The sequence below is a fragment of the Kitasatospora sp. NPDC057223 genome (genome assembly GCF_042669755.1).
Taxonomy (GTDB): Bacteria; Actinomycetota; Actinomycetes; order Streptomycetales; family Streptomycetaceae; genus Kitasatospora.
Genome location: NZ_JBHUWW010000064.1, coordinates 1 through 26652, shown reverse-complemented (window position 1 = coordinate 26652; position 26652 = coordinate 1). Strand labels below are relative to the sequence as shown.

General features: G+C 71.3%; 28 protein-coding genes. 3 read left to right on the top strand and 25 right to left on the bottom strand.

The window, feature by feature from the left end; genetic code table 11:
- Positions 1-249 precede the first annotated feature (249 nt).
- Entirely contained in the window at positions 250-909 is a 660-nt protein-coding gene (gene nucS, locus ACFUK0_RS22375) for an endonuclease NucS (RefSeq protein ID WP_380252860.1), read from the top strand.
- 4 nt (positions 910-913) lie between these two features.
- Here the strand turns inward: nucS and ACFUK0_RS22370 are convergent, their stop codons facing one another.
- The 3 genes from ACFUK0_RS22370 to ACFUK0_RS22360 all read right to left on the bottom strand — a co-directional run bounded on the left by ACFUK0_RS22370 (position 914) and on the right by ACFUK0_RS22360 (position 5076).
- Entirely contained in the window at positions 914-3169 is a 2256-nt protein-coding gene (locus ACFUK0_RS22370) for an ATP-binding protein (protein ID WP_380252858.1), read from the bottom strand.
- 264 nt (positions 3170-3433) lie between these two features.
- Entirely contained in the window at positions 3434-3805 is a 372-nt protein-coding gene (locus ACFUK0_RS22365) for an STAS domain-containing protein (protein ID WP_380252856.1), read from the bottom strand.
- 401 nt (positions 3806-4206) lie between these two features.
- Complete coding sequence (locus ACFUK0_RS22360) at positions 4207-5076, bottom strand: 3-hydroxyacyl-CoA dehydrogenase family protein (RefSeq protein ID WP_380252854.1); 870 nt, start codon at positions 5074-5076, stop codon at positions 4207-4209.
- Between the two features lie 215 nt (positions 5077-5291).
- Between ACFUK0_RS22360 and ACFUK0_RS22355 the strand changes: the two genes are divergently transcribed.
- Positions 5292-5597, top strand: a complete 306-nt coding sequence (locus ACFUK0_RS22355; protein ID WP_380252852.1) for a hypothetical protein — start codon at positions 5292-5294, stop codon at positions 5595-5597.
- A gap of 11 nt (positions 5598-5608) precedes the next feature.
- Here the strand turns inward: ACFUK0_RS22355 and ACFUK0_RS22350 are convergent, their stop codons facing one another.
- Both ACFUK0_RS22350 and ACFUK0_RS22345 read right to left on the bottom strand, forming a co-directional pair.
- A complete protein-coding gene (locus ACFUK0_RS22350) occupies positions 5609-6262 on the bottom strand; it encodes a response regulator (protein ID WP_380252850.1) in 654 nt (217 codons plus the stop codon).
- Positions 6259-7479 (bottom strand): sensor histidine kinase, encoded by a 1221-nt coding sequence (locus tag ACFUK0_RS22345; RefSeq protein WP_380252848.1) that lies wholly within the window; start codon positions 7477-7479, stop codon positions 6259-6261. The genes ACFUK0_RS22350 and ACFUK0_RS22345 overlap by 4 nt, the downstream gene beginning before the upstream one ends.
- Before the next feature lie 157 nt (positions 7480-7636).
- Here ACFUK0_RS22345 and ACFUK0_RS22340 point away from each other — a divergent pair, with 157 nt between their 5' ends.
- On the top strand, positions 7637-8170 hold the full coding sequence (locus tag ACFUK0_RS22340; RefSeq protein WP_380252846.1) for a hypothetical protein: 534 nt from the start codon (positions 7637-7639) through the stop codon (positions 8168-8170).
- A 24-nt stretch (positions 8171-8194) separates the two neighbouring features.
- Here the strand turns inward: ACFUK0_RS22340 and ACFUK0_RS22335 are convergent, their stop codons facing one another.
- From ACFUK0_RS22335 to ACFUK0_RS22240, 20 genes are all read right to left on the bottom strand, one after another.
- Positions 8195-8767, bottom strand: a complete 573-nt coding sequence (locus ACFUK0_RS22335; RefSeq protein WP_380252844.1) for a cob(I)yrinic acid a,c-diamide adenosyltransferase — start codon at positions 8765-8767, stop codon at positions 8195-8197.
- Between the two features lie 14 nt (positions 8768-8781).
- Positions 8782-9405 (bottom strand): Uma2 family endonuclease, encoded by a 624-nt coding sequence (locus ACFUK0_RS22330; protein WP_380252898.1) that lies wholly within the window; start codon positions 9403-9405, stop codon positions 8782-8784.
- Positions 9406-9537: 132 nt separating this feature from the next.
- Positions 9538-10038, bottom strand: a complete 501-nt coding sequence (locus ACFUK0_RS22325) for a DUF2550 domain-containing protein (protein ID WP_380252842.1) — start codon at positions 10036-10038, stop codon at positions 9538-9540.
- 129 nt (positions 10039-10167) lie between these two features.
- The gene (locus tag ACFUK0_RS22320; protein ID WP_380252840.1) at positions 10168-10548 is read right to left on the bottom strand and encodes a F0F1 ATP synthase subunit epsilon; all 381 of its coding nucleotides are present in this window, start codon (positions 10546-10548) and stop codon (positions 10168-10170) included.
- 188 nt (positions 10549-10736) lie between these two features.
- Positions 10737-12182, bottom strand: coding sequence for a F0F1 ATP synthase subunit beta (gene atpD, locus ACFUK0_RS22315; protein ID WP_380252838.1), 1446 nt, complete (start codon positions 12180-12182; stop codon positions 10737-10739).
- Positions 12183-12185: 3 nt separating this feature from the next.
- Positions 12186-13100, bottom strand: coding sequence for a F0F1 ATP synthase subunit gamma (locus ACFUK0_RS22310; protein ID WP_380252836.1), 915 nt, complete (start codon positions 13098-13100; stop codon positions 12186-12188).
- A 32-nt stretch (positions 13101-13132) separates the two neighbouring features.
- Positions 13133-14707, bottom strand: a complete 1575-nt coding sequence (gene atpA / locus ACFUK0_RS22305; protein ID WP_380252834.1) for a F0F1 ATP synthase subunit alpha — start codon at positions 14705-14707, stop codon at positions 13133-13135.
- A 163-nt stretch (positions 14708-14870) separates the two neighbouring features.
- On the bottom strand, positions 14871-15686 hold the full coding sequence (locus ACFUK0_RS22300; protein ID WP_380252832.1) for a F0F1 ATP synthase subunit delta: 816 nt from the start codon (positions 15684-15686) through the stop codon (positions 14871-14873).
- The gene (locus ACFUK0_RS22295) at positions 15683-16243 is read right to left on the bottom strand and encodes a F0F1 ATP synthase subunit B (protein ID WP_380252830.1); all 561 of its coding nucleotides are present in this window, start codon (positions 16241-16243) and stop codon (positions 15683-15685) included. Before ACFUK0_RS22295 ends, ACFUK0_RS22300 begins: the two co-directional genes overlap by 4 nt.
- A gap of 41 nt (positions 16244-16284) precedes the next feature.
- Positions 16285-16512, bottom strand: coding sequence for an ATP synthase F0 subunit C (gene atpE, locus ACFUK0_RS22290; protein WP_073926122.1), 228 nt, complete (start codon positions 16510-16512; stop codon positions 16285-16287).
- Between the two features lie 82 nt (positions 16513-16594).
- Complete coding sequence (gene atpB, locus ACFUK0_RS22285; protein WP_380252828.1) at positions 16595-17410, bottom strand: F0F1 ATP synthase subunit A; 816 nt, start codon at positions 17408-17410, stop codon at positions 16595-16597.
- 285 nt (positions 17411-17695) lie between these two features.
- Positions 17696-18139: a hypothetical protein gene (locus ACFUK0_RS22280; RefSeq protein ID WP_380252826.1), complete on the bottom strand. Its 444-nt coding sequence runs from the start codon at positions 18137-18139 to the stop codon at positions 17696-17698.
- Positions 18140-18459: 320 nt separating this feature from the next.
- Positions 18460-19815, bottom strand: coding sequence for an MraY family glycosyltransferase (locus ACFUK0_RS22275; protein WP_380252824.1), 1356 nt, complete (start codon positions 19813-19815; stop codon positions 18460-18462).
- A 175-nt stretch (positions 19816-19990) separates the two neighbouring features.
- Positions 19991-21280 (bottom strand): serine hydroxymethyltransferase, encoded by a 1290-nt coding sequence (gene glyA / locus ACFUK0_RS22270; protein ID WP_380252822.1) that lies wholly within the window; start codon positions 21278-21280, stop codon positions 19991-19993.
- A 119-nt stretch (positions 21281-21399) separates the two neighbouring features.
- Positions 21400-22056: a protein-tyrosine-phosphatase gene (locus ACFUK0_RS22265; protein WP_380252896.1), complete on the bottom strand. Its 657-nt coding sequence runs from the start codon at positions 22054-22056 to the stop codon at positions 21400-21402.
- Between the two features lie 29 nt (positions 22057-22085).
- Positions 22086-22733 (bottom strand): L-threonylcarbamoyladenylate synthase, encoded by a 648-nt coding sequence (locus ACFUK0_RS22260; RefSeq protein WP_380252820.1) that lies wholly within the window; start codon positions 22731-22733, stop codon positions 22086-22088.
- 93 nt (positions 22734-22826) lie between these two features.
- On the bottom strand, positions 22827-23693 hold the full coding sequence (gene prmC, locus ACFUK0_RS22255) for a peptide chain release factor N(5)-glutamine methyltransferase (RefSeq protein ID WP_380252818.1): 867 nt from the start codon (positions 23691-23693) through the stop codon (positions 22827-22829).
- 53 nt (positions 23694-23746) lie between these two features.
- Positions 23747-24823 (bottom strand): peptide chain release factor 1, encoded by a 1077-nt coding sequence (gene prfA, locus ACFUK0_RS22250; RefSeq protein WP_380252816.1) that lies wholly within the window; start codon positions 24821-24823, stop codon positions 23747-23749.
- 135 nt (positions 24824-24958) lie between these two features.
- Positions 24959-25192 (bottom strand): 50S ribosomal protein L31, encoded by a 234-nt coding sequence (gene rpmE, locus ACFUK0_RS22245; protein WP_380252814.1) that lies wholly within the window; start codon positions 25190-25192, stop codon positions 24959-24961.
- A 150-nt stretch (positions 25193-25342) separates the two neighbouring features.
- Positions 25343-26467: an LCP family protein gene (locus tag ACFUK0_RS22240; protein ID WP_380252812.1), complete on the bottom strand. Its 1125-nt coding sequence runs from the start codon at positions 26465-26467 to the stop codon at positions 25343-25345.
- Positions 26468-26652 lie beyond the last annotated feature (185 nt).

The following is a 26652-nucleotide window of genomic DNA, read 5'->3' as shown; positions in this document are numbered from 1 at the left end:
GGAATCGTCCTCCTGCGAAGCAGATTGGCCGGATACCGCCGGATCTTCCCACCGCAGGCCTCCATCCCCGTCGACGCCTCATCCGCAAGCGCGCCGTCACACAACGTAGCCGTGACTGGCTGAGTGCGCCAGGGTGCGGAACGCAACCTGTCCGACCGCCGAACCTCCATGTTCGCGGTCTCCTCGGTTTCTTCACCCTGCCGTACCGGAATCGCATCAATCGGCCCCGGTGGGCTAGCGTGGTCGACCGTGCGTCTCGTAATTGCCCGTTGCTCAGTCGACTATGCCGGTCGGCTCTCCGCCCATCTGCCGTCCGCCACCAGGTTGATCCTGGTCAAGGCCGACGGCAGCGTCAGCATTCATGCCGACGACCGCGCCTACAAGCCGCTCAACTGGATGTCGCCACCGTGCTCGCTCAAGCAGGGCGACGGCATCTGGACGGTCATCAACAAGGCCGGCGAAAAGCTGATCATCACGCTGGAGGAGGTGCTGCACGACTCCTCCCACGAACTCGGGGTGGACCCCGGACTGATCAAGGACGGCGTCGAGGCACACCTGCAGGAGCTCCTCGCCGACCGGATGGAGGTGCTCGGCAACGGCTGGGCGCTGATCCGCCGCGAGTACCCCACCGCGATCGGCCCCGTCGACATCCTGTGCCGGGACTCCGACGGCGCCACCGTGGCCGTCGAGATCAAGCGACGCGGCGAGATCGACGGCGTCGAGCAGCTCACCCGCTACCTCGAACTCCTCAACCGCGACCCGCTGCTCGCCCCCGTGAAGGGCGTCTTCGCCGCGCAGGAGATCAAGCCCCAGGCCCGCGTACTGGCCACCGACCGGGGCATCGGCTGCGTGGTCCTGGACTACGACGAGCTGCGCGGCATCGAGGACGACAAGCTCAAGCTGTTCTGACCCGTCAGGGCGGCGTCGGCGTACCGCTCGGCGTGGCTGTCGCCGTCGATGTGGGCGACACGGTGGGCGTGGGCGTCGCTGTGAGCGTGGGCGTGGGAGTCACCGGCGGAGCCACCGTCTGAGTCGGCCCGGGGGTCGGCTGCGGCACCACAGGCGGCGGCACCGGAGGCTGCACCGGCGCCGTGGACGACGTCCCCTGGGTCGGACTCGGGCTCGCCGACTTCGTCGGCTTCTTCGACCCGGACGGCGAGGGCGATGCCGAAGCCGAGCCCGACGCCGAAGCGGATGCGGAGGCCGACGGGCTCCCGCCGGTGTCCGTCGGCGCCGGTGCGGCCGGGTCGCTCCCCGGCGCCGAGGTGCTGCCCGAGGCGGAGGCGCCGGGGCTGGGCAGGTAGATGCCGGCGTCGGAGCTGCCGCTGTCGGCCGGGGCGGCCGGGCTCGACGGCGTACCGCTGCCGGTGTCCTGGCCGGCCACGCTCAGACCGACCGCCGTCCCGAGGACGCCCAGCGCGAGGACGGCCGCCGAGGCGGCCACGACCGTGCGGCGACGACCGGCGGCGCCGGTGCCCGGGACGATTCCGAACCGCCAGGGCACGTGCGCGATGGCCCTGATGACAGGGCGTCGGACGACCGCCGGGAGCTCCTTGTCGGCCGCCGGCAGCTGCCGGACGTCGGTGCGCAGCTGGTCGAGCATCCGGCGGGCGGCGGCGCTGCCGCGCTGTTCGCCGAGTGCCATCCGCAGGGCGACCGCCGCTTCCAGCTCCGCCGCCGCCCGCTCGGGGGCCCACTGGCAGAACGCGTACACGCCCAGCTCGTGGTGGAACCAGGCCTCGTCGGAACTGGAGCCGAGCGCGCGGGCGGCCTCCAGGCCGAGCTGCAGGGCCCGCTCCCACGCCCCCCAGCGCAGGGCGAGGGCCAGGGCCGGGGCGGCGGCCCTGGCGAGCCGCAGGACGGCCTCGGGCCGGCCGGCGTCCCGGTCGGCGAGCATCGCGCCGATGACCACCTCGGCCTCGGCCGCGATCTGTTCGGTGCTGACCGAGCTGTGGCCGACCCACCAGGCGAAGTGGGTGGCGGCGCCGTTGGTGCTGCCGGCGGCCGGCCAGTGCGGTTCGAGGAGCTCCAACGCGCCTGCGGTGAGCCGGTGGTGCCCGCCGATGGAGACGGCGAGGCCACAGTCGGCGAGTTCGTGCAGGGCGCTCTCGCCCTGGCCGACGTCGATCAGGGCGGGCAGGTGCGGTGCGGTGGGGCACTCGCCGCCGAGCGCCACCGAGAGCCGCAGCACGGCCTGGGCCTGCTCGCTGAGGCCGTCGGCCAGCCGCAGCGCGGGCGCGGCGCTCTCGGCGACGGTGGGCAGCGGTACGGTGCGCCGCAGTTCGGCCTCGCGGACCATCGGGTCCTCGTGCTGGACGGGCGGCTGGACGGCGCCGAAGACACCCCGCCGGTCCTCCTCGGCGGCGACCAGGGCGTCCACGGCGACGTCCCGTTGGCGCAGCAGCGCGGCCGCCTGGACGAAGCGCAGCGGGAGGCCTTCGGACTCGAACCACAGGTCGACGGCCCAGGCCCGCTCGGCCTCGTCCAGCGCGCGGCCGGCCAGCCGGGCGGTGAGGGCCAGGCAGGCGGCCCGGGAGAGGCCGGCGACGAGGTGGTCCTCCAGCCCGGAGTCCAGGGCGAGGGCGGGGCTGTCGGGGGCGACGGAGACCAGGAAGGCGCAGTCGGGGGCGGCGGCGAGCAGGGCCTCCAGGTCCTCGCCGTCCGACTCGAACTCGTCGACCACGACGACCGCGCCGACGCCGGCGAGGTGGCGTGCGAGCTGCTGGCGGTCGGGGCGGAAGCCGGGTGCGTGGTGGGTGGCGGCGAAGAGCTCCTGGAGCAGGTCCGCGGCGGTGCGGCGGTGGCCGCAGAGCTGGACCACGCCGTCGGGGGCCAGCTCGCCGGCGGCCTCGGCGACGGCGGCCAGCAGGGCGCTGCGGCCCGATCCGGCCTGGCCGACCAGGCGTACGGAGCGGCCTTCGGCGAGCTTGCCGAGTACCTGGGCGACGTCCGCCTCGCGGTCGAGCAGCCGCAGGTCGGCGGCGGAGCCGAGGGCGAGCGGGCCGACGGCGCGGCCGGCGCCGAACGCGGCGCGGCCCTGCTCGCCGCGCTGGGCGCGGCGCGGGCGGGGCTTCCACTCGTCGGGGCAGGGCCGGGCCTCGGAGCCGTCGGCGGTGCCGATGGTCACCAGCAGGCCGCCGGAGACGAGTTCGCCGGTACGCGGGCGCACGCCCTCCTGCCGGAATTCACCGGATGGCTGTCCCACGTGTCGCTCCGCCCATGCTCGGCCATCCGGCCGGGCCGGCCGTGGCGCTGACGTCTTCGACCGGCCCCGCGCGGGCAGACTGGGTCCCCGCGGCCGTGTCCTGACCGCAGACTCTCGCACATTCGTGCCCCGGCGTGCAGCGCGGCCCCTCGCCGGAGTGCGCCGGGGTGCCCGGCCGGGCCCGTTCGCATCCGAGCCGGGAAGGTTCGGCGCAGATTCGGCGCAGATTCAGAGCAGAGGGGCTGCCATCGGCTGGCCGGCGACGGGGCCGAGGCCGGGCAGGGTCGCGCCGCGGGCGTCCGAGACACTGCCCTCGACGGCCAGGATGCGGTGCAGCCGGGTGGCCACCAGGAGGCGCTGGAGCTGCGCGGGGACGGACCGCAGGACGAGCCGCCGGCCGATCCGGCCGGCCCTGCGGTGGGTGCCCATGATCACGCCGAGGCCGGTGGCGTCCCAGGTCTCCAGGCGGCCGAGGTCCAGGACGAGGTCGCCCTGCCCGCCGTCGACGGCCTGGTGCAGCCGGACCCTGACGTCGGCGGCGCTGCGCACGTCGAGGTGGCCTTCGAGGGCCAGGGCCATGTGGTCACCGATGATGCGCATGCTCTCCTCCTCCGCTCGTAGGCCTGCCCACGGGCTTCGGCCTGCCGCCGGCCACCCGTTCCGGGTTGCCGACCGCCGGTTGCCGGTCTCGAATCCGAATCGCCGGACGGGCCGTTCCGGACGGGCACCTGCCCCGCGTCCGGACCCCGGCCGTCGTGCCGGGGCTCCCCCTCATCTGACGGTGAACCAGCTCCGCAGGTTGCTGTTCCCGGGCAGATCTGAAGCAACTTCACTCGTCCGAGGGAATATACGCAGGAAGTGCCCATACCTACGCTCGATTACCGCCCAAATCACCCGTCTGCGGCACCTGCGTGAGGAAACTCACCCGTCCTGCGCCGGGCGGGCCGTACGATGCGCGGCCCACCCGGTCCGCCCGTTGCGGGGCGCGGCCCGTGGACGGGTCAGCCGGCGTCGTACGGGTAGAAGCCGCGGCCGCTCTTGCGGCCCAGGTCCCCGGCCGTGACCATCCGCGCCATGATCTCGGGCGCGGCGAACTTCTCGTCCTGGGTCTCCTCGTAGATGTTGCGCGCCGCGTGCAGCAGGATGTCCACGCCGGTGAGGTCGGCGGTCTGCAGCGGGCCCATCGGGTGGCCGAAGCCGAGCCGGCAGGCGGTGTCGATGTCCTCGGCGCTGGCGACACCGGACTCGTACAGCTTCGCGGCCTCGACGACCAGCGCGGTGATCAGGCGGGTGGTGACGAAGCCGGCCACGTCGCGGTTGACCACGACCACCTCCTTGCCCACCCCCTCGGCGAACTCCCGGACGACCGCCAGCGTCCCGTCGCTGGTCTTGTAGCCGCGCACCAGCTCGACCAGCTTCATCAGCGGTACCGGCGAGAAGAAGTGCACGCCGACGACGGACTCGGGCCGCCCGGTCGCGGCGGCGATCCGGGTGATCGGGATGGCCGAGGTGTTGGAGGCCAGCACCGCCCCCTCCTTGGCGATCTTGTCGAGCTCCCGGAAGACGCCCTCCTTGACGTCCAGCCGCTCGAAGACCGCCTCGATCACGATGTCGGCGTCGGCGACCGCGCCCAGGTCGGTGGTCGTGGTGATCCGGCCCAGCGCGGCCTCGGCCGCCTCGGCGCCGAGCTTCCCCTTGGAGACGAACTTCTCGTACGAGGCGCGGATGCCGTCCAGACCGCGCTGCAGTGCCGCGTCGGTGACGTCCCGCAGCACGACCGGGTGCCCGGCCTGCGCGGCGACCTGTGCGATGCCGGCGCCCATCAGTCCGGCGCCGATGACGGCGATCTGCTTGCTGGGTACGGTGCTCATGACTGCTCTCCCGGGTCCGGTACGTCCGCCCCGTCCCCTGCCGGGAGCGGGTGATCCCCCCGGGGTGCTGGGCGGTGCCTGTGGGCGGCCCAGGGCAGGGGTCGTCCCCGGAGCCGCGCCGCTCATCGCCGGACTCTAACGCTCCCGCAGGCTCCGTGGTGAGATTGGCCGGTGTGATCTGCGTCCGGCGGGGCGCCCTACCGGGAGGTCCGGCCATGCGGACGCTGACGTACCTGCTGTTGACGTTCGCCGTGCTCGCGGTGCTGATCCTGCTGCTGCGCTGGACGTACGGCAGCGGGAAGTCCCTGGTCGCGCGGCGCCCGCGCACCGGCGCACCGGACGAGTACGGACTGCTGGTGGCGGTCGCCTCCCCCGCCGACGCCGACGAGGCCCGGCGGCTCGCCGCCCTGCTGGCCGCGGCCGGCCTGCGGTACACCCTGGTGGACACCGCCGACGGGCCGCGGCTGATGGTCTGGGCCGCCGACGAGGCGGCGGCCCGGGCTGCGCTGCGGCGCGGCTGACGGACCGCCGCTCAGCCCATCCGCAGCCCCAGGTCCTGCGCCAGGATCGCGGCCTGGACCCGGTTGCGGAGCTCCAGCTTGGCCAGGATCCGGCTGACGTGCGTCTTGGTGGTCGCCTCCGCCATGTCGAGGCGGGTCGCGATCTCACCGTTCGACAGCCCGGCGCCGATGCAGGACAGCACCTCCCGCTCACGCGGCGTCAGCCCGTCCACCGCCGTCCGGGCCTCGGCGCCGACCGGCCGGCCCGGGCGGGCGAAGGTGCCGATCAGCCGCCTGGTCACCGACGGCGCCAGCATGCCGTCGCCGCGGGCCACCGTCATGATGCCCTCGACCAGCGTGTCCGCCTCCAGGTCCTTCAGCAGGAACCCCGCCGCCCCGGCCCGCAGCGCCCCGTACACGTACTCGTCCAGGTCGAAGGTGGTCAGCACCAGGACCTGCGCCGCCCCCGCGTCCACCACCTGGCGGGTCGCGGAGACGCCGTCCAGCCGCGGCATCTGGATGTCCATCAGCACCACGTCGGGCCGCAGCTCCAGCGCGAGGCGCACGGCCTCCTCGCCGTCGGCCGCCTCCCCCACCACCTCCAGCCCCGGCTCGGCGCCCAGGATCATCACCAGCGCGGCCCGCACCGCCGCCTGGTCCTCGGCCACCAGCACCCGGATCGTCATGACCGGCCCTTCCCTTCCTCCGCCGAAACCGCCGACCCGCGCGGCAGCACCGCACGGACCCTCCACCGCCCCTCGCGCTCCCCCGCCTCGAAGCTCCCGCCGAGCAGGGCCGCGCGCTCCCGCATCCCGACCAGCCCGGCCCGCGCGCCCGGCAGCACCCTGCCGCCCTCGCCCGCCCGGTAGGGGCTCTCCACCGAGATCTCCAACTCCTCCGGCCGGTACGTCAGACAGAGCCGGACGGTGCCCGGCGCGGCGTGCTTCAACGCGTTGGTCAGCGACTCCTGGACGATCCGGTACGCCGCCAGCTCCACCGGCACCGCCAGCGCCCCGCGCTCACCCTCCTCGCGGGCCTCGAAGGCCAGCCCGGCGTCCTGCCCCGCCGCCCGCGCGCTGGCGAGCAGTGCGTCCACCGCGTCCAGTTCGGGGGCCGCGTAGGAGGCGTCGGCCTCACCACCGCCGCTGGAGCGCAGCAGTCCGATCATCCGCCGCATCTCCGCCAGCCCCTGCACGCTGTTCTCGCGGATCACCGCCAATGCGGCCACCAGCGGATCGTCCGCCGGGCGCTCCTGACGGCGGGCCACGGACTGCGCACCCGTCGCGTGGATCGCGATGGCGGAGAGGTGGTTGGCGATCACGTCGTGCAGTTCGCGGGCCATCCGGGCCCGCTCGGCGACGACGGCGCCGCGCCGGTCCATCTCGGAGAGCAGCGCGGTCTGCTGCGCGCGCAGCCGCTCCGCGTCGGCCTCGTCGCGGTGCCGGCGCAGCAGGTCCGCCGTCCAGACCGGCGCGATGAAGACCAGCGCGGAGAAGACCGCCACCAGCAGCGCGGCGGACACCGAGCCGTACAGCACCGTCAGCGTGCTCAGCACGATGGTGGAGCCCGCGCCGGTGAGGTGCAGGATCACGGACATCCGCTTCGAGCCGTAGAGCACGGCCGCGTACAGCAGGTCGGTGTACATGATCACGGTGGCGACCACCGACCCGGCGAAGATGTTGCCGGCGAACACCAGGCCGCCGAGGCAGACCGTCCACACCGTGTGCGTGCGGCGCAGCAGTTCCAGACCGGCCATCGCGCACAGCGGCAGCACCGCCAGCCCGGCCGGGATGCGCCCGCTGTTGTCGTACGCGCCGGTGGCGATCAGGATCAGGCCGCCGAGCAGCCCGGCCAGGGCGATCGCGCGGTCCTCCTGGCGGGGGGTGAGGCTGAATCCGGTCACGGGTCCATCCCACCATCCGGCGCGGCCGCACGCGCGGACCGGGGGGAGGAGACGCCGTACATCGAAGGATGCAGGCGCCGGTCAGCACCCGCGACGACGCCCGGGCCGCCCCGCCCCGCCAGGCTGGAGGAACACACCGCCCCGGGAGGAGTCCGCCGTGATCGTCACCCTCGTCCTGGCCGGCGAGCTGGGCTTCTGGGTCCTTCTCGCCCTCGGCCTCGCCGCCCGCTACCTGCTCGCACGGCGCCGGGTCAGCACCGCGCTGCTGCTCTGCCTGCCCCTGGTCGACCTGCTCGTCCTCAGCGCGACCGTACTCGACCTGCGGCGCGGCGCCGCCCCCGCCGCCACCCACGGACTGGCCGCCGCCTATGTCGGCTTCACCGTCGCGTACGGCCACTCACTGGTCCGCTGGGCCGACGGCCACGTCGCCCACCGCCTCGCCGGCGGGCCGAAACCACCCGGCGCACCGAAGTACGGCCGCGACCGGGCCGCCCACGAGTGGCGGATCTTCGGCCGCACCCTGGCGGCGGCGGCCCTCACCACCGCTCTGATCACCGCCATGGTCCTGCTGCTGGACGACTCCGGACAGGCCGCCCCGCTCACCGCCTGGTACCCGCGGATGGCCTGGGTGACGGGTGTCAGCCTGGCCGTCGCGGCCAGCTACACCGTGTTCCCCAGGCGGCCGCGCTAGGGACCCGGCCGGGGATCCGCCCGGTCAGCGGTTCTCGCCCGGCACCCAGAGCACGTCACCCTGCTCCTTGTTGGCAGCCCGGGCGAGGATGAACAGCAGGTCGGAGAGCCGGTTGAGGTACTTCGCGGTGAGCGGGTTCACGCTGTCGCCGTGCACCTCGATCGCGGCCCAGGTGGCCCGCTCCGCCCGCCGCACCACAGTGCAGGCCAGGTGCAGGTACGCGGCTCCGGCCGTACCGCCGGGGAGGATGAAGCTGCGGAGCTTCTCCAGCGACTCCAGGAAGTGGTCGCAGTCCGCCTCCAGCCGGTCCACGTACGTCTGGAGCACCCGCAGCGGCGGGTACTTCGGGTCCTCCACCACCGGGGTGGCGAGATCCGCGCCGACGTCGAACAGATCGTTCTGCACCCGGGTCAGCACCGCCGACACGTCCTCGGCGAGCCCGCCCGCGGCGATGGCCACGCCGATCGCGGCGTTCGCCTCGTTGGTGTCCGCGTAGGCGATCAGCCGCGGGTCCGTCTTGGTGGTCCGGCTCATGTCACCGAGCGCCGTGGTGCCGTCGTCGCCGGTGCGGGTGTAGATACGCGTCAGGTTGACCATGGACAGCAGACTACTCAGCCCTGCCGGGGCTCACCGGTGATTGCGACGCCGATCACAAACCCCTTCGCGGGGCCCTCGGGAACGGTGACCTCGGTGCCGTACGGGACGCGGACCTCCGCCTCGTAGGTCGCCCGGTCCTGGTGCGGATCCGTCAGCACGGTGACATGGCCGTCGCCGTCGAAGTCGTCGATGATCACGTAAACCGGGATGCCGGCCCGGGCGTATTCCCTGCGCTTGCGTACCCGGTCACGCTTGCGGTCCTCGTGACCGCGCGACACCACCTCGGCGGCGAGCTTCACGTCTCCGCCGGCGACACCGAGCTGAGCCGGCTCGGCCTCGTAGTCCTCCGCCGCCACCAGCACGTCGGGGATCCAGGCCTTCTTCCCGTGGATCACGTTCATGTCCTGGTACGCGGCAAATCCGCTACCGCCCAGGAAGGCATCCATGCCACGCCGGAGGCGGTTGGCCACAAGCGCATGCGTCAGACGTCCGGTCGGCGACACCTCGATGAACCCCTCGACGATCTCGGCATGAAAGCCTTCAGGGAGTTCCAGTGCGAGCCAGGCCTGCCAGAGAACCTCGTCGATGGTCGGGGCCTCGTCCAGATCGAAGAATTCTTCAGGCCTGAGAGCAGTCATCGAGAACACACCTCCTCCGTACAGTGTGGGCGGGCGCGGTGCCGTGGCACAACCAACGCCGCACACGCTAGGCGCGGCGATCCGCGCGGAGGTGTGGATCCCCGCACAACCCACTCGAACGGGTGGGCGAACCTACGCGACGTTGACCCGCTGGCCGGGGGGTGCCGCCTCCAGCCAGGCGAGGAAGCCGGTGAGGGCGTCGTCGCTCATGGCGAGTTCCAGGGGGGATCCCTTGTGGAGGCAGCGAAGGACGACGGAGCCGGAGAGCAGGGCCAGTTCCTCCTGGCCCTCGGGGTAGCGGCGGCCGAGGACCTCGATCTCGCGGCGCGGCAGGACCCGGCGGGGGCGCGGGGCGTAGGAGAAGACCCGGAACCACTCGATGGAGTCGCCGCTGTAGCGGCCGATACCAAAAACCCACCCCTTGCCGTCGGTCTGCGGAACCGGGGCTGAGGTGGGTTTGCCGTTCTCGTCGAGGTCGGGCTGCGTGGAGGCGTCGGCCGGCATTTTGAGCCGGTAACTGCAGTCGAACGTTCCGCCGACGCGCTGGATCACCCGCCGGCGTACGGCGAAGGCCACCAGGCCCGCCACACCGAGCGCCACGACCGCCGCGCACACCACAAGGGCGAGGACCATGCTCACCGACCTCCTCGCTGCCTGCGTACCCCGAATCGGCCCTACCGAGCGGCCGCGCTGTCCTACCAACTGATACGACAGTCCCGGGGTCACGCTCGCGCGTCCCCGGGACCGTCGGTCCTGCTACGTTCAGGCTGCCTTGCGGCGGCCCGCTGCGACGAGGCGGACCTCGGCGCGGCGCTCGGCGTGTGCGTCGCTCTCGTTCTTCGCGAGTTCGAGCGCGCGCTCCGCGCGGTTGACGTCGATCTCGTCCGCCAGCTCGGCGATCTCCGCGAGCAGAGAAAGCTTGTTGTCGGCGAAGGAGATGAAGCCGCCGTGCACCGCGGCGACGACGGTGCCGCCGTCCGTGGTCCGGATGGTGACCGGGCCGGACTCCAGCACGCTCAGCACCGGGGTGTGACCCGGCATGATGCCGGTGTCACCGGAGGCCGTACGGGCGACAACGATGGTGGCCGCACCGGACCACACCTTGCGGTCGGCTGCGACCAGCTCGACGTGCAGCTCAGCCAACGTGGGCTCCTAGGCTCTTGCAACGCCCGATTGCTCGGGAGTTTCGGTAAGAATAACGGGCCCGCGCCCCGGAGATGAAACCGGCGGCACGGAGATGACCGGAATCACAGTGAGTGCGCCGTGAGGGGTGGTCCCCAGGGCTCGGGGCCACCCCTCACGGTCACTCAGCTGCTACCCGCCGGTCGCGACTACTTCTTGGCGAGCTCGGCGGCGTTCTTCTCGAGGTCCTCGATGCCACCGCACATGAAGAAGGCCTGCTCGGGAACGGAGTCGTACTTGCCGTCCGCGATCGCGTTGAAGGCCTCGATGGTCTCCGACAGCGGCACGGTCGAGCCCTCGACACCGGTGAACTGCTTCGCCACGTAGGTGTTCTGCGAGAGGAAGCGCTCGATCCGACGGGCACGGTGGACGGTGAGCTTGTCCTCCTCGCCCAGCTCGTCGATGCCGAGGATGGCGATGATGTCCTGGAGGTCCTTGTACTTCTGCAGGATCCCCTTGATACGGATGGCCGTGTCGTAGTGGTCCAGCGCGATGTAGCGGGGGTCCAGGATGCGGGACGTGGAGTCCAGCGGGTCGACGGCCGGGTAGATGCCCTTCTCGGAGATCGGACGGGAGAGAACCGTCGTCGCGTCGAGGTGGGCGAAGGTGGTGGCCGGCGCCGGGTCGGTCAGGTCGTCCGCGGGGACGTAGATCGCCTGCATCGAGGTGATCGAGTGACCGCGGGTCGAGGTGATGCGCTCCTGGAGGAGGCCCATCTCGTCGGCCAGGTTCGGCTGGTAGCCCACCGCGGAGGGCATGCGGCCGAGCAGGGTCGACACCTCGGAACCGGCCTGGGTGAACCGGAAGATGTTGTCGATGAAGAGCAGGACGTCCTGCTGCTCGACGTCACGGAAGTACTCCGCCATCGTCAGAGCGGACAGGGCGACGCGCAGGCGGGTGCCCGGCGGCTCGTCCATCTGGCCGAAGACCAGCGCGGTCTTGTCCAGAACGCCCGAGTCGACCATCTCGTGGATGAGGTCGTTGCCCTCACGGGTGCGCTCGCCGACACCGGCGAACACGGACACACCACCGAAGTTCTCGGCGACGCGGTAGATCATTTCCTGGATCAGAACGGTCTTGCCGACACCGGCACCACCGAACAGACCGATCTTGCCACCCTGGACGTACGGGGTGAGCAGGTCGATGACCTTGATGCCGGTCTCGAACATCTCGGTCTTCGACTCGAGGTCGGAGAAGTTCGGGGCCTTGCGGTGGATCGGCCAGCGGACCTCGACCTGGGACTCGAACTCGTCCTTGTCGACGTTCAGGACCTCACCGAGGGCGTTGAAGACCTTGCCCTTGGTGATCTGGCCGACCGGGACCTCGATGGCCTTGCCGGTGTCCCGGACCTCGGTGCCGCGGACGACACCGTCGGTCTGCTGCATCGAGATGCCGCGGACGAGACCGTCGCCGAGGTGCTGCGCGACCTCCAGCGTCAGGGTCTTCTTGCCGCTGCCGTCCGGCGCCTCAACGTCGAGCTTGAGGGCGTTGAACATGTGCGGAATCGCGTCGACGGGGAACTCCACGTCGACGACCGGGCCGATGACCCGCGCGACGCGGCCCGTCGCCGTGGTCGGCTCAACAGTGGTGGTCATGTCTTATTCACTCCCCGCGTTAGCGTCGGCGAGGGCGTTGGCGCCGCCGATGATCTCGCTGATTTCCTGGGTGATCTCGGCCTGTCGGGCCGAGTTGGCAAGTCGCGTGAGCGCCTTGATGAGGTCTTCCGCGTTGTCGGTCGCGGACTTCATCGCACGACGCCGGGCGGCGTGCTCCGAAGCGGCAGACTGCAGCAGCGCGTTGTAGATCCGGCTCTCGACGTACCGCGGCAGCAGTGCGTCGAGGACGCCCTCGGCCGACGGCTCGAAGTCGTACAGCGGGAAGATCTCCGACTTGGCCGGCTTGTTGTCGCTGAGCTGGACCTCGTCCAGCTTCAGCGGCAGCAGCCGGGCCTCGACGGCGTTCTGCGTCAGCATCGACTCGAACTCGGTGGAGACCAGGTGGAGCTCGTCCACCCCGCCGGTCTCCGCCGTGAACGCCTCGATGAGCTCGCTCGCGACCGTCTTGGCGTCGCCGTACGTCGGCTTGTCCGAGAATCCCGTCCACGCTGCCGCGACCTCACGGTGGCGGAAGTTGTAGTACGAGACGCCCTTACGGCCGACGATGTACGTCACCACGTCCTTGCCCTCGGCCCGCAGCCGCTCACTGAGAGCGGTCGCCTGCTTGATGGCGTTGGTCGAGTAGCCGCCGGCCAGGCCGCGGTCCGCCGTGATCAGCAGGACTGCGGCCGTCTTGGCCTGCGGGTTCTCGGTGGTGAGCGGGTGCTTGGCGTTGGACCGGGTGGCCACCGCCGTCACCGCCCGGGTGAGCTCGTCGGCGTACGGAGTGGAGGCGGCCACCGCGCGCTGCGCCTTGACGATGCGCGACGCGGAGATCATCTCCATCGCCTTGGTGATCTTCTTCGTCGCGGTGACAGAGCGGATCCGGCGCTTGTAGACCCGAAGCTGTGCTCCCATGGGTCGTTACGTCCTTTCCCTCGCTACCGGACTCAGGCCTGCTCGCCGAGGAGCTTGCCGTCGGCGGTGGTGAAGCCCTGCTTGAAGGCGGAGATCGCGGCGGTCAGCGCGTCGATCGTGCCGTCCTCCAGCTTGCTGGTCTCCACGATGCCGACGAGCAGGTCCTTGTGCTGCAGGCGCAGGTGGTCCAGGAACTCGCGCTCGAAGCGGCGGATGTCCGCCACCGGTACGTCGTCCAGCTTGCCGGTGGTGCCGGCCCAGATGGAGACGACCTGCTCCTCGACCGGGAACGGCTGGTACTGGCCCTGCTTGAGCAGCTCGACCATGCGCGCACCGCGCTCCAGCTGGGCCTTGGAGGCCGGGTCCAGGTCGGAACCGAAGGCGGCGAACGCCTCCAGCTCACGGTACTGGGCCAGGTCCAGGCGCAGGCGGCCGGCGACCGACTTCATGGCCTTGATCTGGGCGGAGCCACCGACGCGGGAGACCGAGATACCGACGTTCACGGCCGGGCGGATGCCGGCGTTGAACAGGTCGGACTCCAGGAAGCACTGGCCGTCGGTGATCGAGATGACGTTGGTCGGGATGTACGCCGAGACGTCGTTGGCCTTCGTCTCGATGATCGGCAGACCGGTCATCGAGCCGGCGCCCAGCTCGTCGGAGAGCTTCGCGCAGCGCTCCAGCAGGCGGGAGTGCAGGTAGAAGACGTCGCCCGGGTAGGCCTCGCGGCCCGGCGGACGGCGGAGCAGCAGCGACACGGAGCGGTACGCCTCGGCCTGCTTCGACAGGTCGTCGAAGATGATGAGGACGTGCTTGCCGTCGTACATCCACTCCTGGCCGATGGCCGAGCCGGTGTACGGGGCGAGGTACTTGAAGCCCGCGGGGTCGGAGGCGGGAGCGGCCACGATGGTGGTGTACTCCAGCGCGCCGGCCTCCTCCAGGGCGCCACGCACCGAGGCGATGGTGGAGCCCTTCTGGCCGATGGCGACGTAGATGCAGCGGACCTGCTTGTTCGGGTCCTGCGAGCGCCAGTTGTCGCGCTGGTTGATGATCGTGTCGATCGCCACCGCGGTCTTGCCGGTCTGGCGGTCGCCGATGATCAGCTGGCGCTGGCCGCGGCCGATCGGGGTCATCGCGTCGATGGCCTTGATGCCGGTCTGCATCGGCTCGTGGACCGACTTGCGGACCATGACGCCGGGGGCCTGCAGCTCCAGGGCACGGCGGCCGGTGGAGACGATGTCACCCAGACCGTCGATCGGGTTGCCCAGCGGGTCCACGACGCGGCCGAGGTAGCCCTCGCCGACCGGGACGGAGAGGACCTCGCCGGTGCGGTGCACCGTCTGGCCCTCTTCGATACCGCTGAACTCGCCGAGGACGACGACACCGATCTCGCGGGTGTCGAGGTTCAGCGCGAGGCCGAGGGTACCGTCCTCGAACTTCAGCAGCTCGTTCGCCATGACCGAGGGAAGACCCTCGACATGGGCAATACCGTCCGCCGTGTCAGTGACCGTACCGACCTCTTCACGCGAGGCGGCGTCCGGCTGGTACGACTGGACAAAGTCGGCCAGCGCGTCCCGGATTTCCTCCGGACGGATCGTAAGCTCCGCCATCAGGCTTCCCTGCTCTCCTAGTTTGCGATCCTCGGCCCGCCATTGAGGGCCGCAAGTATTCGACTCTCGGCCGGGTCGTTGCGATCCGGCCGTACGTTTTACCGGTTCCCGCCGTGCGGGACCGGCTCCCGACCGAGGGTCGGATGTAGCTCGGTGCTCGGTGTCAGCCTTCGAGGGCCTGGCGAGCGCCTTCGAGGCGGCTCGACACGGTGCCGTCGATGATCTCGTCGCCGATCTGCACCCGGACGCCGCCGCGGACCGAGGGGTCCACGTCGATGTTCAGGTGGACCTGGCGGCCGTACAGCCGGCCCAGGGCGCCCGACAGGCGCTCCTTCTGGCTGTCCGACAACGGGACCGCGCTGGTGACCAGGGCCACCACGCGACCGCGCCGGGCGGCAGCGAGCTTGGAGTAGGACTCCAGGCCCTGTTCCAGGCTACGGCCACGCGGGTTGGCGACCAGGTTGGTCACGAGCCGCACGGTGCCCGGGTTGGCCCGGCCGCCGAGCAGCTTGACGACCAGCTCGCTCTTGGCGACGCGGCCGGCCTTGGGCTCGGTGAGGCCGCTGCGCAGCTCGTTCGAGCCGCTGACGATCCGGCCGAACCGGAAGACCTCGTCCTCGACGTCGTCCAGGACACCGGCCTTGTCGGCGGCGATGACCTCGGCGTACGCGGCGAGCTCCTCGGTGGCGTCCACCAGGTCACGCGCGCCCGACCAGCGGGAGCGGACCAGGCCGGAGACCAGGTCCACCGTCTCGCCGGAGACCTGGCCGGCCAGCAGCGAGCCGACCAGCCGGGCCTTGTCCTGACCGGACCGCGAAGGGTCGGTCAGCACCCGGCGAAGCGACACCTCGCGGTCCAGCAGGACCGTGACGGCGGTGAGCTCCTCGGCGACCTTGGCCGCGTCCACCGTGGTGGAGTCGGTCAGGCTGTCGAGGTTCTGCCGCCCTGCGGCGAGGGCCTCACGGCTCGCGCCGATCACTTGGCAGCCGCCTTGGAACCGGCGGCCTTGGCCTCCAGGTCCTCCAGGAAGCGGTCGATGACGCCACTCTGGCGGGCGGAGTCCTCCAGGGACTCGCCCACGATGCGGGAGGCCAGCTGCGAGGCCAGCGAACCCACGTCGTGACGCAGGACGGCGGTCGCCGCCTTCTTGTCGGCCTCGATCTGGGCGTGGCCCGCGGCGACGATGGCCTCGCGCTGACGCTGGCCCTCCTCGCGCATCTCCACGACCAGGGCAGCGCCCTGCTCACGCGCCTGCTCGGTGATCCGAGCGGCCTCGTGGCGCGCCTCGGCGAGCTCGGCACGGTACTGCTCAAGCAAGGCCTGAGCCTCGGCCTGAGCGGTCGCGGCCCGCTCCATGCCGCCCTCAATGGCGTCCCGGCGGTCCGCCAGCACCTTCTCGATGCTGGGCAGGAGCTTCTTGCCGAGGAGGCCGAAGACGATGAAGAAGCAGAGCAGGCCGATGATGACCTCGGGCCATGCGGGGAGGAGAGGGTTCATCTTCTCCCCCTCTTCCGCGAGGAAGACCGCGGGGTTCATATCAGAACCTTTCGTCGAAAAGGGCTACCGGTGTGTCGGAATCAGACACCGAACACGAACGGCATGACGATGCCGATGAGGGCGAGCGCCTCGGTCAGCGCGAAGCCGATGAACATGTTGGAGCGGATCAGGCCGGCAGCCTCGGGCTGGCGGGCCATGGCCTGCACACCGTTGCCGAAGATCAGACCGACACCGATGCCGGGGCCGATCGCAGCAAGGCCGTAGCCGATGGACGCGACGGAACCGGTGACCTCAGCGAGAGCGGACATCTCTGCTAATCCTTTGCGGGGTGGAGAACCGGTGGTGGTTGGCCACCGGGAGTGCGGGGGTTTGCGGCCGGGGCCGCAGTGCTCAGTGCGCCTCTTCGAGGGCACCGGCGATGTAGCTGCTGGCCAGCATCACGAAGATGTAGGCCTGCAGGAACTGGACCAGCAGCTCGAAGCCGGTGAGGCCGACCGCCACGATGAACGAGGCGGAGCCGTAGAGCGCACCGAGGCTCGGGCTGAGCAGGTACCAGGAGGCAATGGAGAACATCACGATCAGCAGGTGGCCGGCGAACATGTTCGCGAAGGCTCGGACCGCGAGCGTGAAGGGGCGCACGAAGATGTTCGAGAAGAACTCGATCGGCACCAGGATGAACATGACCCAGCCGGGAATCCCGGACGGCCAGCAGAGGTTCTTCAGACCGCCGACGAAACCGTGCTTCTTGAACGTCAGGCCCATGTACGTCACCCAGACCACGGCCGCGAGGCCGGCCGGGAATCCGATCGCCGCCGTCACCGGGAACTGGGCGAACGGGATCACGGACATGATGTTCATGATCCAGACGAAGAAGAACATCGAGACCAGCATCGGGACGTACTTCTCGCCCTTTTTGCCGATGGTCTCCAGCACGATGCTGCGCTTGACGAAGTCGTAGCCGATCTCACCGACCAGCTGCAGCTTGCCGGGGAGGAGCTTCGGCCTGGCGAACGCCGCCCAGAAGAAGCCGATGACCAGAAGAGCTGCGATGACCGACAGCAGCATCGGCTTGTTGAACTCGACGCTGCCGATCGTGAAAATCGGCTCGAACTGGAACTCGTTCAGGCCGGGGGCAGGAAAGCCGCAGCCGGAGAACAGGTGGCAGCCAGCCTCTGAGGCGAGCGGCGTGAGCTGGTCAGCACTCACCACGGACTCCTTCGTCGTGACGCATGGTTACGGCAACCTCGGTGTGTCGGCGTGGCCTGCGGCCACGGTGCGGCACTGGAACTTGATGGGTTTCTCGCCGACCCGGCGCGGCGGTGCGGTGCACCGACGCGGGATCATCGAAGACTGCGCGGGGCCGGGGGGCGATCCGTCCGTCGAGCGGATGGACCAGGCCTCTTCCCGTACTCCGTTGTTGCGACGGACGATAGCAGCCCGTCAGGACGGCATAAACACCGCCCCCCTCGTTGGGGGGACAGTTGGGCCTCGTCACTGTTGACGCCCCGAGTCCGAAGGCTTGTCGGCCTTGTTTTCGGAGGCGTCGGGCTGGACGTAGTAGATCTTCGCCTTCATCGCGCCGCGCACCTGGAAGCCCGTCCAGATCAGAACACAGCCGAGCAGCGTGAACCCGAAGACCTTGGTGTCGAAGAGCGTCGTGCGCTTGAACACTGCGAGAACGACGCCCACCAGCAGGATCTGCGTGGTGTAGACCAGCAGGCCCGCAGCCATCATCATCTGCGGGTTGTTCCTGGTCAGCCGGTCGAGCGCGACCTGACCGGAGGCGAAGAAGACCATCACGAGCAGGGTCGCGAAGAACGCGCCGAGCAGTCCCTTGCCACCGACGACGGCGGCCGAGATCGCCATGGCGATGACACCGGCGACCGCAGTGGGGATTGCGGCGCCGCGGATGATCCGGGCGTCGGGGGACGGCATGTCGGCAACTCCGGCGGCATGTCGGGGAGACGGGGGGACGGGCGCACAGTGCGGTGGGTGGCACCTACCGAGAGGGTCGCCGCAGGCCGGCCGCTTGGCGGCGAGCCCGTCGAGGGAGACCCGACCAGGGACGGAAGTCCTCCACCTGTCAGGTCTTTCGGCGTGTTCTCAGTACTCGTGAACGGTATCACAAACTATTTGATGAGAGCTTTACCATGAACGTGTGGTACCTGTCACACCGACGGCCCAATCGTGCCGCCGTACGGGTGAACCGGATTGACGGATCATCAGATGCGCCCGTCAACCCACGTACGCGCCGGTCAGCCCTGCCGCGAGCCCTCGTGCGAGCCCTGCCGCGAGCCCCGGCCCCGGCCGTGCGCGCCGCCGACCGCCGAGGCACCGGTGCCCATCCGCCCGAGGATCTGCTTGTCCTCGGCCGACAGCTCGGCCATCGCGGGGCCGGCGCCCGCGGCGCCACCGGCGGGGTCGCCGGCCTCCTGCTCCTGCTCCGGCTTGCGGTAGCGCGGCGGGACGAAGGCCTGCACCGCCTGCGGGGCGTGCGGGCGGAACCGCGGGATCAGCAGCACCACGATGCCCAGCAGGGACAGCCCGGCGATGGTCAGCACCACCGTGCGGCCGGTGTTGGTGACCGAGAAGGCCACCGTGCCGAAGGCGATCAGCGCGGCCCAGAAGTACATGATCAGCACGGCCCGGCTGTGCGAGTGCCCGACCTGCAGCAGCCGGTGGTGCAGGTGCTGCTTGTCGGCCGCGAACGGCGACTTGCCGGCCCAGGTCCGGCGCACCACCGCGAGCAGCAGGTCGGCCAGCGGCAGGGCGATGACGGTCAGCGGCAGCAGCAGCGGGATGTAGACGGGCACCAGCGTGTGCACGGTGACGGTCTGCGACTCGGTGCGGTCGGTCAGCAGGTCGGGGTCGACCCGGCCGGTGATGGAGATCGCCGACACCGCGAGCATCAGGCCGAGCATCATCGAGCCCGAGTCGCCCATGAAGATCCGGGCCGGGTGCAGGTTGTGCGGCAGGAAGCCCAGGCACATCCCGATCAGCAGCGCGCTGAACAGCACCGCGGGGGCGGCGGCACTGATCGTGTAGCCGTACCAGAGCCGGTACGAGTACAGGAAGAAGGCGATCGCGGCGATGCAGACCATGCCGGCCGCCAGGCCGTCCAGGCCGTCGATGAAGTTCACCGCGTTGACCATGATGACGACCAGGGCGACCGAGATGACCATGCCCTGGGTCGGGCCGACGGTCATCGTCTTGAAGCCGGGCAGCGGCAGCGAGATCACCGTGATGCCCTGCCAGACCATGACACCCGCGGCGATCATCTGGCCGCCGAGCTTCACCAGGGCGTCGACGCCCCACTTGTCGTCCAGCACGCCGAGGATCCACATGATCCCGGCGCCGGAGAGCAGGGCCCGGATGTCCGAGCCCTCGACGAACGCCTTGCTCAGGTTGTCGAGTTGGGAGGCGACCAGGATGCCCGCGCAGAGTCCGCCGAACATCGCGATGCCGCCGAGCCGGGGAGTCGGCTCGCGGTGCACGTCGCGGGCGCGCACCGGCGGCATCGCGCCGGCCACGATGGCGAACTTCCGGACCGGGCCGGTCAGCAGGTAGGTGACAGCTGCGGTGCAGAACAGGACCAGCAGATACTCACGCATCACGGGCCTCCAGCATCACAGTCCGACGGGTGAATACCGAAGGTACTCCCGCGCTCTTCCGGGGTTCGAGGTGCGTCGCCACGGCACACACCTTATTGAGTCGGACGCCGACGGCACGCATCGTGGTTCGCCCCTGCGGGTACGGATCCGGATCCGGCCCCCGGGGCCGGGGCCGTCAGCGGCCGGCGAGACCCCCCGCGAGCTCCCGCACCCGCTCCCCGATCCGGGGGTGCGGGCCGTCCCGGAGCACCTGTCCGATCAGCCCGGCGATCTCGGTGAGCTCGCGTTCGCCCAGGCCCTGCGCCGCGACCGCCCCGGTGCCCAGCCGGATGCCGGAGGTCTCGGTGGCGGGCGCCGGGTCGTAGGGCAGGGCGCACTTGCCGAGCATCAGGCCGACCGCCGAACACCGGCGCTCGGCCTCGGCCCCGCTGATGCCGAGCGGCGAGACGTCGGCCGTCACCAGGTGGGTGTCCGTCCCGCCGGTCGTCGGACGCAGCCCCGCGTCGGCCAGCCCGGCGGCGAGCGCCTGTGCGCCGGCCACCGCCCGGCGCACGTACTCGCCGTACCGCGGGGTCGCCGCCTCGGCGAAGGCCACCGCCTTGCCGGCCACCTCGTTCATCGCGGCGCCGCCCTGGGTGAACGGGAAGACCGCCCGGTCGATCCGGTCCGCCAGCTCCGCCGTGCAGAGCAGCAGGCCGCCGCGCGGGCCGCGCAGCAGTTTGTGGGTGGCGGCGACCGTGACGTCCGCGTACGGGACGGGCGAGGGCGCCGCTCCCCCGGCGACCAGGCCGATGGTCTGCGCGGCGGAGGCGATCAGGTAGGCGTCCACCTCTTCGGCGATCCGCCGGAAGGCCGCCCAGTCGAGGTGGCGGGGGTAGGAGATGCCGCCCGCGATGATCGCCTTGGGGCGGTGCCGGCGGGCCAGCTCGCGGACCTGGTCGAGGTCGACCAGCCCGTCCTCCTCACGGACCCCGTAGCCGACGAACTCGAACCAGCGGCCGGAGAAGTTGGCGCGCGAGCCGCAGCTGAGGTGCCCGCCGTGCTCCAGCGACATCGACAGCACCACGTCGCCCGGCTTCAGCAGCGCCGCGTAGGCCGCCAGCATCGCCGAAGTGGCCGACCGGGGCTGCACGTTGGCGTGTGCGGCGGAGAACAGCCCGCGGGCCCGGTCGACGGCCAGCAGCTCGGCGGCGTCCGCCAGGGTGCACCCGCTGTGGTGGCGCCGGCCCGGGTAGCCCTCGGCGTACTTGTCGATCAGCGGGCCGCCGAGGGCGGCCAGCACCGCCGGACTGGTGAGGTTCTCGCCGGCCAGCAGCTGCAGGCTCTCGGCCCGGCGCTCGCCCTCCGCGGCCAGCAGGTCGGCCAGTTGCGGATCGGCCTCCCGCAGGGCCTGCACGGGCTGCCACCGGGCCCTCCCGGCGTGGCCGGTGGCGGAGTGGCCGGTCGGGGCATCGGTGACGGTCATGACGGAACTCCCGGGCAGCGGCGGGGTGGTTCCTCCAGCGTAGGACCGGGTCGTCGGCCCGGCCCGCCGACGCGGGCGCGCCTGCACCCGTCAGGGCCGCCGCTGCCCCGGACGGGGTGTCAGTGCAGCGGTTCCCGGCGCGGCGGCTGGACACCGGTCAGCGCGGTGACCACCGGGTCCAGGGCGTGGAATATCTCCTCGCCGCAGTTGCGGAACATCCCGATCGGGGCGCCGTACGGGTCGTCCACCTCGTCCGACTCCGGGGTCGCCGCGAGCAGCCAGCCGCGCAGCGCGGCCGCCGCCCGGACGAGCGCGCGGGCCCGCTCGGTGACGTCGGCGCCCCGGCGCGGGTCGGGCAGCGTGCCCGGGTCGATCGTGCGCACCAGGCGGGTGAACTCCTTCAGGGTGAAGGTGCGCAGCCCGGCCGCGTGGCCCATCGAGATCACCTGGGCACGGTGGTCCAGGGTCGCGGTGAGCACCAGGTCGGCCTCGACCACGTGCTCGTCGAGCAGCTCGCGGCCGGCGAAGCCGCCGCTGTCCGCGCCGTACTCGTCGAGGACGGTGGCGGCGTGCGCCTCCATCGGGGCGCCCTCGTGGCCCCAGGTGCCGGCGCTCTCCACCAGGATCCGGCCGGCCACCCGGGGGTTCAGCCGGCTGTCGAGTTCACGCCGGGTGAGCCGCTCGGCGATCGGCGAGCGGCAGATGTTCCCGGTGCAGACGAAGAGGATCCGGAAGTGGTCCAGCGGGCGGGGCGAAACGCTCAGGTACGGCGATATACCGGGCCCCGCATGGAGGGAGGTGGCCGTCAACTGCCGGCCTCCAGGTCGGGGACGACCTCCCTCAGCTGCTCGGCGCTGATCGCGCCGGCCCGCAGCAGGACCGGGACCTTGCCCGTCACGTCGACGATGGTGGAGGCGGTCGCGTGGTCGGCCCGGCCGCCGTCGAGGTACACCGAGACGGAGTCGCCGAGCTGCTCGTCCGCCTCGTCGCAGGTGGCCGGCGACGGGCCGCCGGTGCGGTTGGCACTGGAGACGGCGAGCGGGCCGGTGGTGTTCAGCAGCTCGATCGCGACCGGGTGCAGCGGCATCCGGACGGCGACGGTGCCCCGGGTCTCGCCGAGGTCCCAGCGCAGCGAGGGCTGGTGCTTGGCGACCAGGGTGAGGCCGCCGGGCCAGAAGGCGTCGACCAGCTCCCAGGCCTGCTCGGAGAAGTCGGTGACCAGGCCGTGCAGGGTGGTCGGCGAACCGACCAGCACGGGGGACGGCATGTTGCGCCCGCGGCCCTTGGCGGCCAGCAGCGCGGCCACGGCCTCCGGGGAGAAGGCGTCGGCGCCGACGCCGTAGAGGGTGTCGGTCGGGAGCACGACGATCTCGCCGCGGCGGATCGCCGCGGCGGCCTCGCGAAGTCCGGTGGCGCGGTCCCCTGCGTCGGCACAGTCGTAGCGGCGGCTCATCGGTGCGGTCCCCTTCCGGGATGGCTCATGGCATGCACGGTCACGGTCACGGTCACAGCGAGGCCTTGCGCGCGGTGGTGCTGTGTCTGGTGTTCACAACGACGCCTTGCGGGCCGTCGTGAAGCGCGGCCGGTTGTTCAGGTCGCGGTGGTCGGCGGCGTCCGTCCAGCCGCCCTCCTCGTTGAAGATCCACGGCACCTGGCCGCCCTGGGTGTCCGCGTGCTCGATCACGACGGCTCCGCCGGGCCGCAGCAGGCGGGCGGCGACCCGCTCGATGCCGCGGATGGTGTCCAGGCCGTCCTCGCCGGAGAACAGGGACATCTGCGGGTCGTGGTCGCGGGCCTCGGGCGCGACGTACTCCCACTCGGTGAGCGGGATGTACGGCGGGTTGCTGATCACCAGGTCGAAGCGGCCGTCCCAGGAGCGGTCGTCCTCGAACGCGCGGGTGGCGTCACCGGCGTGCAGGGTGACCCGGGCCCGGTCGGAGCTGGCGGCGATGTTGCGCCGGGTGTAGCGCATGGCGCCCTCGTCCAGCTCGAAGGCGTGCACCTGGGAGCGCGGGAGCTCCTGCGCGAGCGCGAGCGCGATGGCGCCGGAGCCGGTGCACAGGTCGACCACCAGCGGCTCGGCGACGTCCATGTCCCGGACGGCGTCTATGGCCCACTCGACGACCGTCTCGGTCTCCGGGCGGGGCACGAACACCCCGGGGCCGACCTCCAGCTCCAGGTACCGGAAGAAGGCCCGGCCGGTGATGTGCTGGAGCGGCTCGCGGGCCTCGCGGCGCGAGATCGCCTCCCAGTAGCGGGCGTCGAAGTCGGCGTCCGCGACGGTGTGCAGCTGGCTGCGCTTGACGTTGTGGATGTGTGCGGCGAGTTCCTCCGCGTCGAAGCGCGGCGACGGCACGCCGGCCGCGGCCAACCGCTGGGTGGCCTGGGCCACCTCGGCGAGCAGCAGGTTCATCCGTACGTACCCCTTCCGGCGCAGCCCGGTCGTTGTTCGCGGGCCGGGTTTGCTCAGTTCTGTTGTGTCGCGGCGAGCTTGGCCGCCGCGTCGGCGTCCACACAGGACTGGATCACGGGGCTGAGGTCGCCGTCCAGGACCTGGTCCAGGTTGTACGACTTGTAGCCCGTGCGGTGGTCCGAGATGCGGTTCTCCGGGTAGTTGTACGTCCGGATGCGCTCCGAGCGGTCCACCGTGCGGACCTGGCTGCGGCGCGCGTCCGAGGCCTCCAGATCGGCGGCCTCCTGCGCGGCGGCCAGCAGCCGTGAGCGCAGGATACGCATCGCCGACTCCTTGTTCTGGAGCTGGCTCTTCTCGTTCTGGCAGGAAGCCACGATACCGGTCGGCAGGTGGGTGATCCGGACGGCCGAGTCGGTGGTGTTGACGGACTGGCCGCCGGGGCCCGAGGAGCGGTACACGTCGATCCGCAGATCGTTCGCGTGGACCTCCACCTCGACCTCCTCGGCCTCGGGGGTGACCAGCACGCCCGCCGCCGAGGTGTGGATCCGGCCCTGCGACTCGGTCGCGGGCACCCGCTGCACGCGGTGCACGCCGCCCTCGTACTTGAGCCGGGCCCAGACGCCCTGGCCGGGCTCGATGGTGCCGCGGGTCTTCACGGCGACCGAGACGTCCTTGTAGCCGCCGAGGTCGGACTCGTTGGAGTCGATGAACTCGGTCTTCCAGCCCACCCGCTCCGCGTAGCGCAGGTACATCCGGAGCAGGTCGCCGGCGAACAGGGCGGACTCCTCGCCGCCCTCGCCCGCCTTGATCTCCAGGATGACGTCCTTCTCGTCGTTCGGGTCGCGGGGGACGAGCAGCAGCCGCAGTTCCTCGGTCAGCTCGGCCTGGCGGGCCTCGGAGGACTTCACCTCGGCGTAGAAGTCCGGGTCCTCGGCCGCGAACTCGCGGGCCGCCTCGATGTCCTCGCCGGCCTGCCGCCAGGCGCGGTACGCGACCGTGATCGGCGTCAGCTCCGCGTAGCGCTTGGACAGCTTGCGGGCGTTCGCCTGGTCGGCGTGGACGGACGGGTCGGCCAGCCTCTCTTCGAGGGCGGCGTGCTCGACGAGGAGCTCTTCGACTGCCTCGAACATGGGATGGCCTACTTCCGGATTGATCGGCGGGGACGGCGGGGCGGCGCGAGCGGCGCGGTGGCGGGACGCGAACGGCGCCGGCCCCCGGGCCCCCGTCGCAATGCGGGGGCGCAGGAGACCGGCGCCGAAAGAGCGCTAGGCCTGCTCGGCCTGCTTCGTGCTGTGGGTCTTGCCGAAGCGCGCCTCGAAGCGGGCGACGCGGCCACCGGTGTCCATGATCTTCTGCTTGCCGGTGTAGAACGGGTGGCACTGCGAGCAGACCTCGGCGCGAATGACGCCGCCCTGCTCGGTGGAACGGGTGGTGAACTCGTTGCCACAGGTGCAGGTCACGTTGGTGACCACGTACTCGGGGTGAACGTTGGGCTTCAAGGGGTTCTCCTAGGTTCGGGAGGGCACCGGGTCGGCAGCTCTGACAGCGGCACGTGAACCGGGACCGACGGACCAGTCTGCCAGGACTGTCCGCTTCTTCCCAAACCGGGGACCGGGCAGGGATATTCCGGGCACGTCCGGCCTGCGGCCCTACCCGTCGGCCGGGGTCGCCGACGGGCTCGCCGTGGCGCGCGCCGAGGGCTTGGCCGAGGCCTGCCCGGACGGCGTCGTGGCGGGGTTGCCGGCCTGGGCGGCCACGACGGACGGCGGGACGGGCTGGTCGGCCTTCAGGGCCGCCCACAGCTGCCCTGCCCCGGGCTGCTGGGCGACCACCCGGTTCGGGTCGCTGGGGGCCGTCACGACGGGCAGGGTGACCATCGACAGCTGCTCGGGGCCGATGTTCTTCAGCGACTGCGCGAGGCCGACCAGGGAGTTGACCGAGGCCAGGTCGGAGTCGGTGGTGATGCTGCGGGTGAGGGTGTCGCCGACGGACCAGAGCTTGACCGGATTGGAGAGCAGTCCGATGTCGCCGACCTGCTGCATGACGGACTTCAGCATCTGCTTCTGGAGCTCGATCCGGCCCAGGTCGCTGCCGTTGCCGATGCCGTGCCGGGTGCGGACGAAGGCGAGCGCCTGGGTGCCGTTGAGGTGGTGGGTGCCGGCCGCGAGGTCCAGCCCGCTGTCCTTGTCGTGGATGGCCACCGTGGTCGTCACGGTGGCCCCGCCTATGGAGTCGATGACGTGCGCGAAGCCGGAGAAGTCGATCTCGACGTAGTGGTTCATCCGCAGGCCGGTGAGCAGCTCGGTGGTCTTCACCGCGCACGCCGCGCCACCGGTCTCGTACGCGCTGTTGAACATCGCCCGCTGCACGGCGGGCGTCGCCCGGCCCGCGGCGTCGGTGCAGGCCGGGCGGCTGACCAGGGTGTCGCGCGGGATGGAGACGACCTCGGCGCGGGAGTGGTCCTGGTTGACGTGCACGACCATGGCGGTGTCCGAACGGGCGGTGTCGGCGGTGTCACCGCCGGCCAGCGTGCCGTTGCTGCCGGCCCGCGAGTCGGAGCCGAGCACGAGCAGGTTGAAGGAGCCGTCGGTGGCCGCCGGGGGCCGGGAGGTGCCGAGGGTGGCGTCGATGTCGACGCTCTTGATGTTCCCGTTGAACTTCCAGTACGCGTACCCGGCCGCGGCACCGCCGAGCACCACGAGGGCGACGAGGGTGCACGTGGCGATCCTCAGGGCGCGGCTGCGACGGCTGCGGCCCTTCCGGTGATCGGCCATCTGGTCCCGTCCTCGCATCTGCGGCTTATGCCGGTTCTACGACGTATGGCCGAAATGGCCACTCTTTCGAGGATAAGCGAAACCGCCGCCGGCGACCGCCCGGCCGCCCGGGCCACCGGGGCCGGTGGCCGGGCCGGCCGCGACCCCGGGCGGGCGGTGGGCCCGGACGCCCGGAAGCCCCGGAC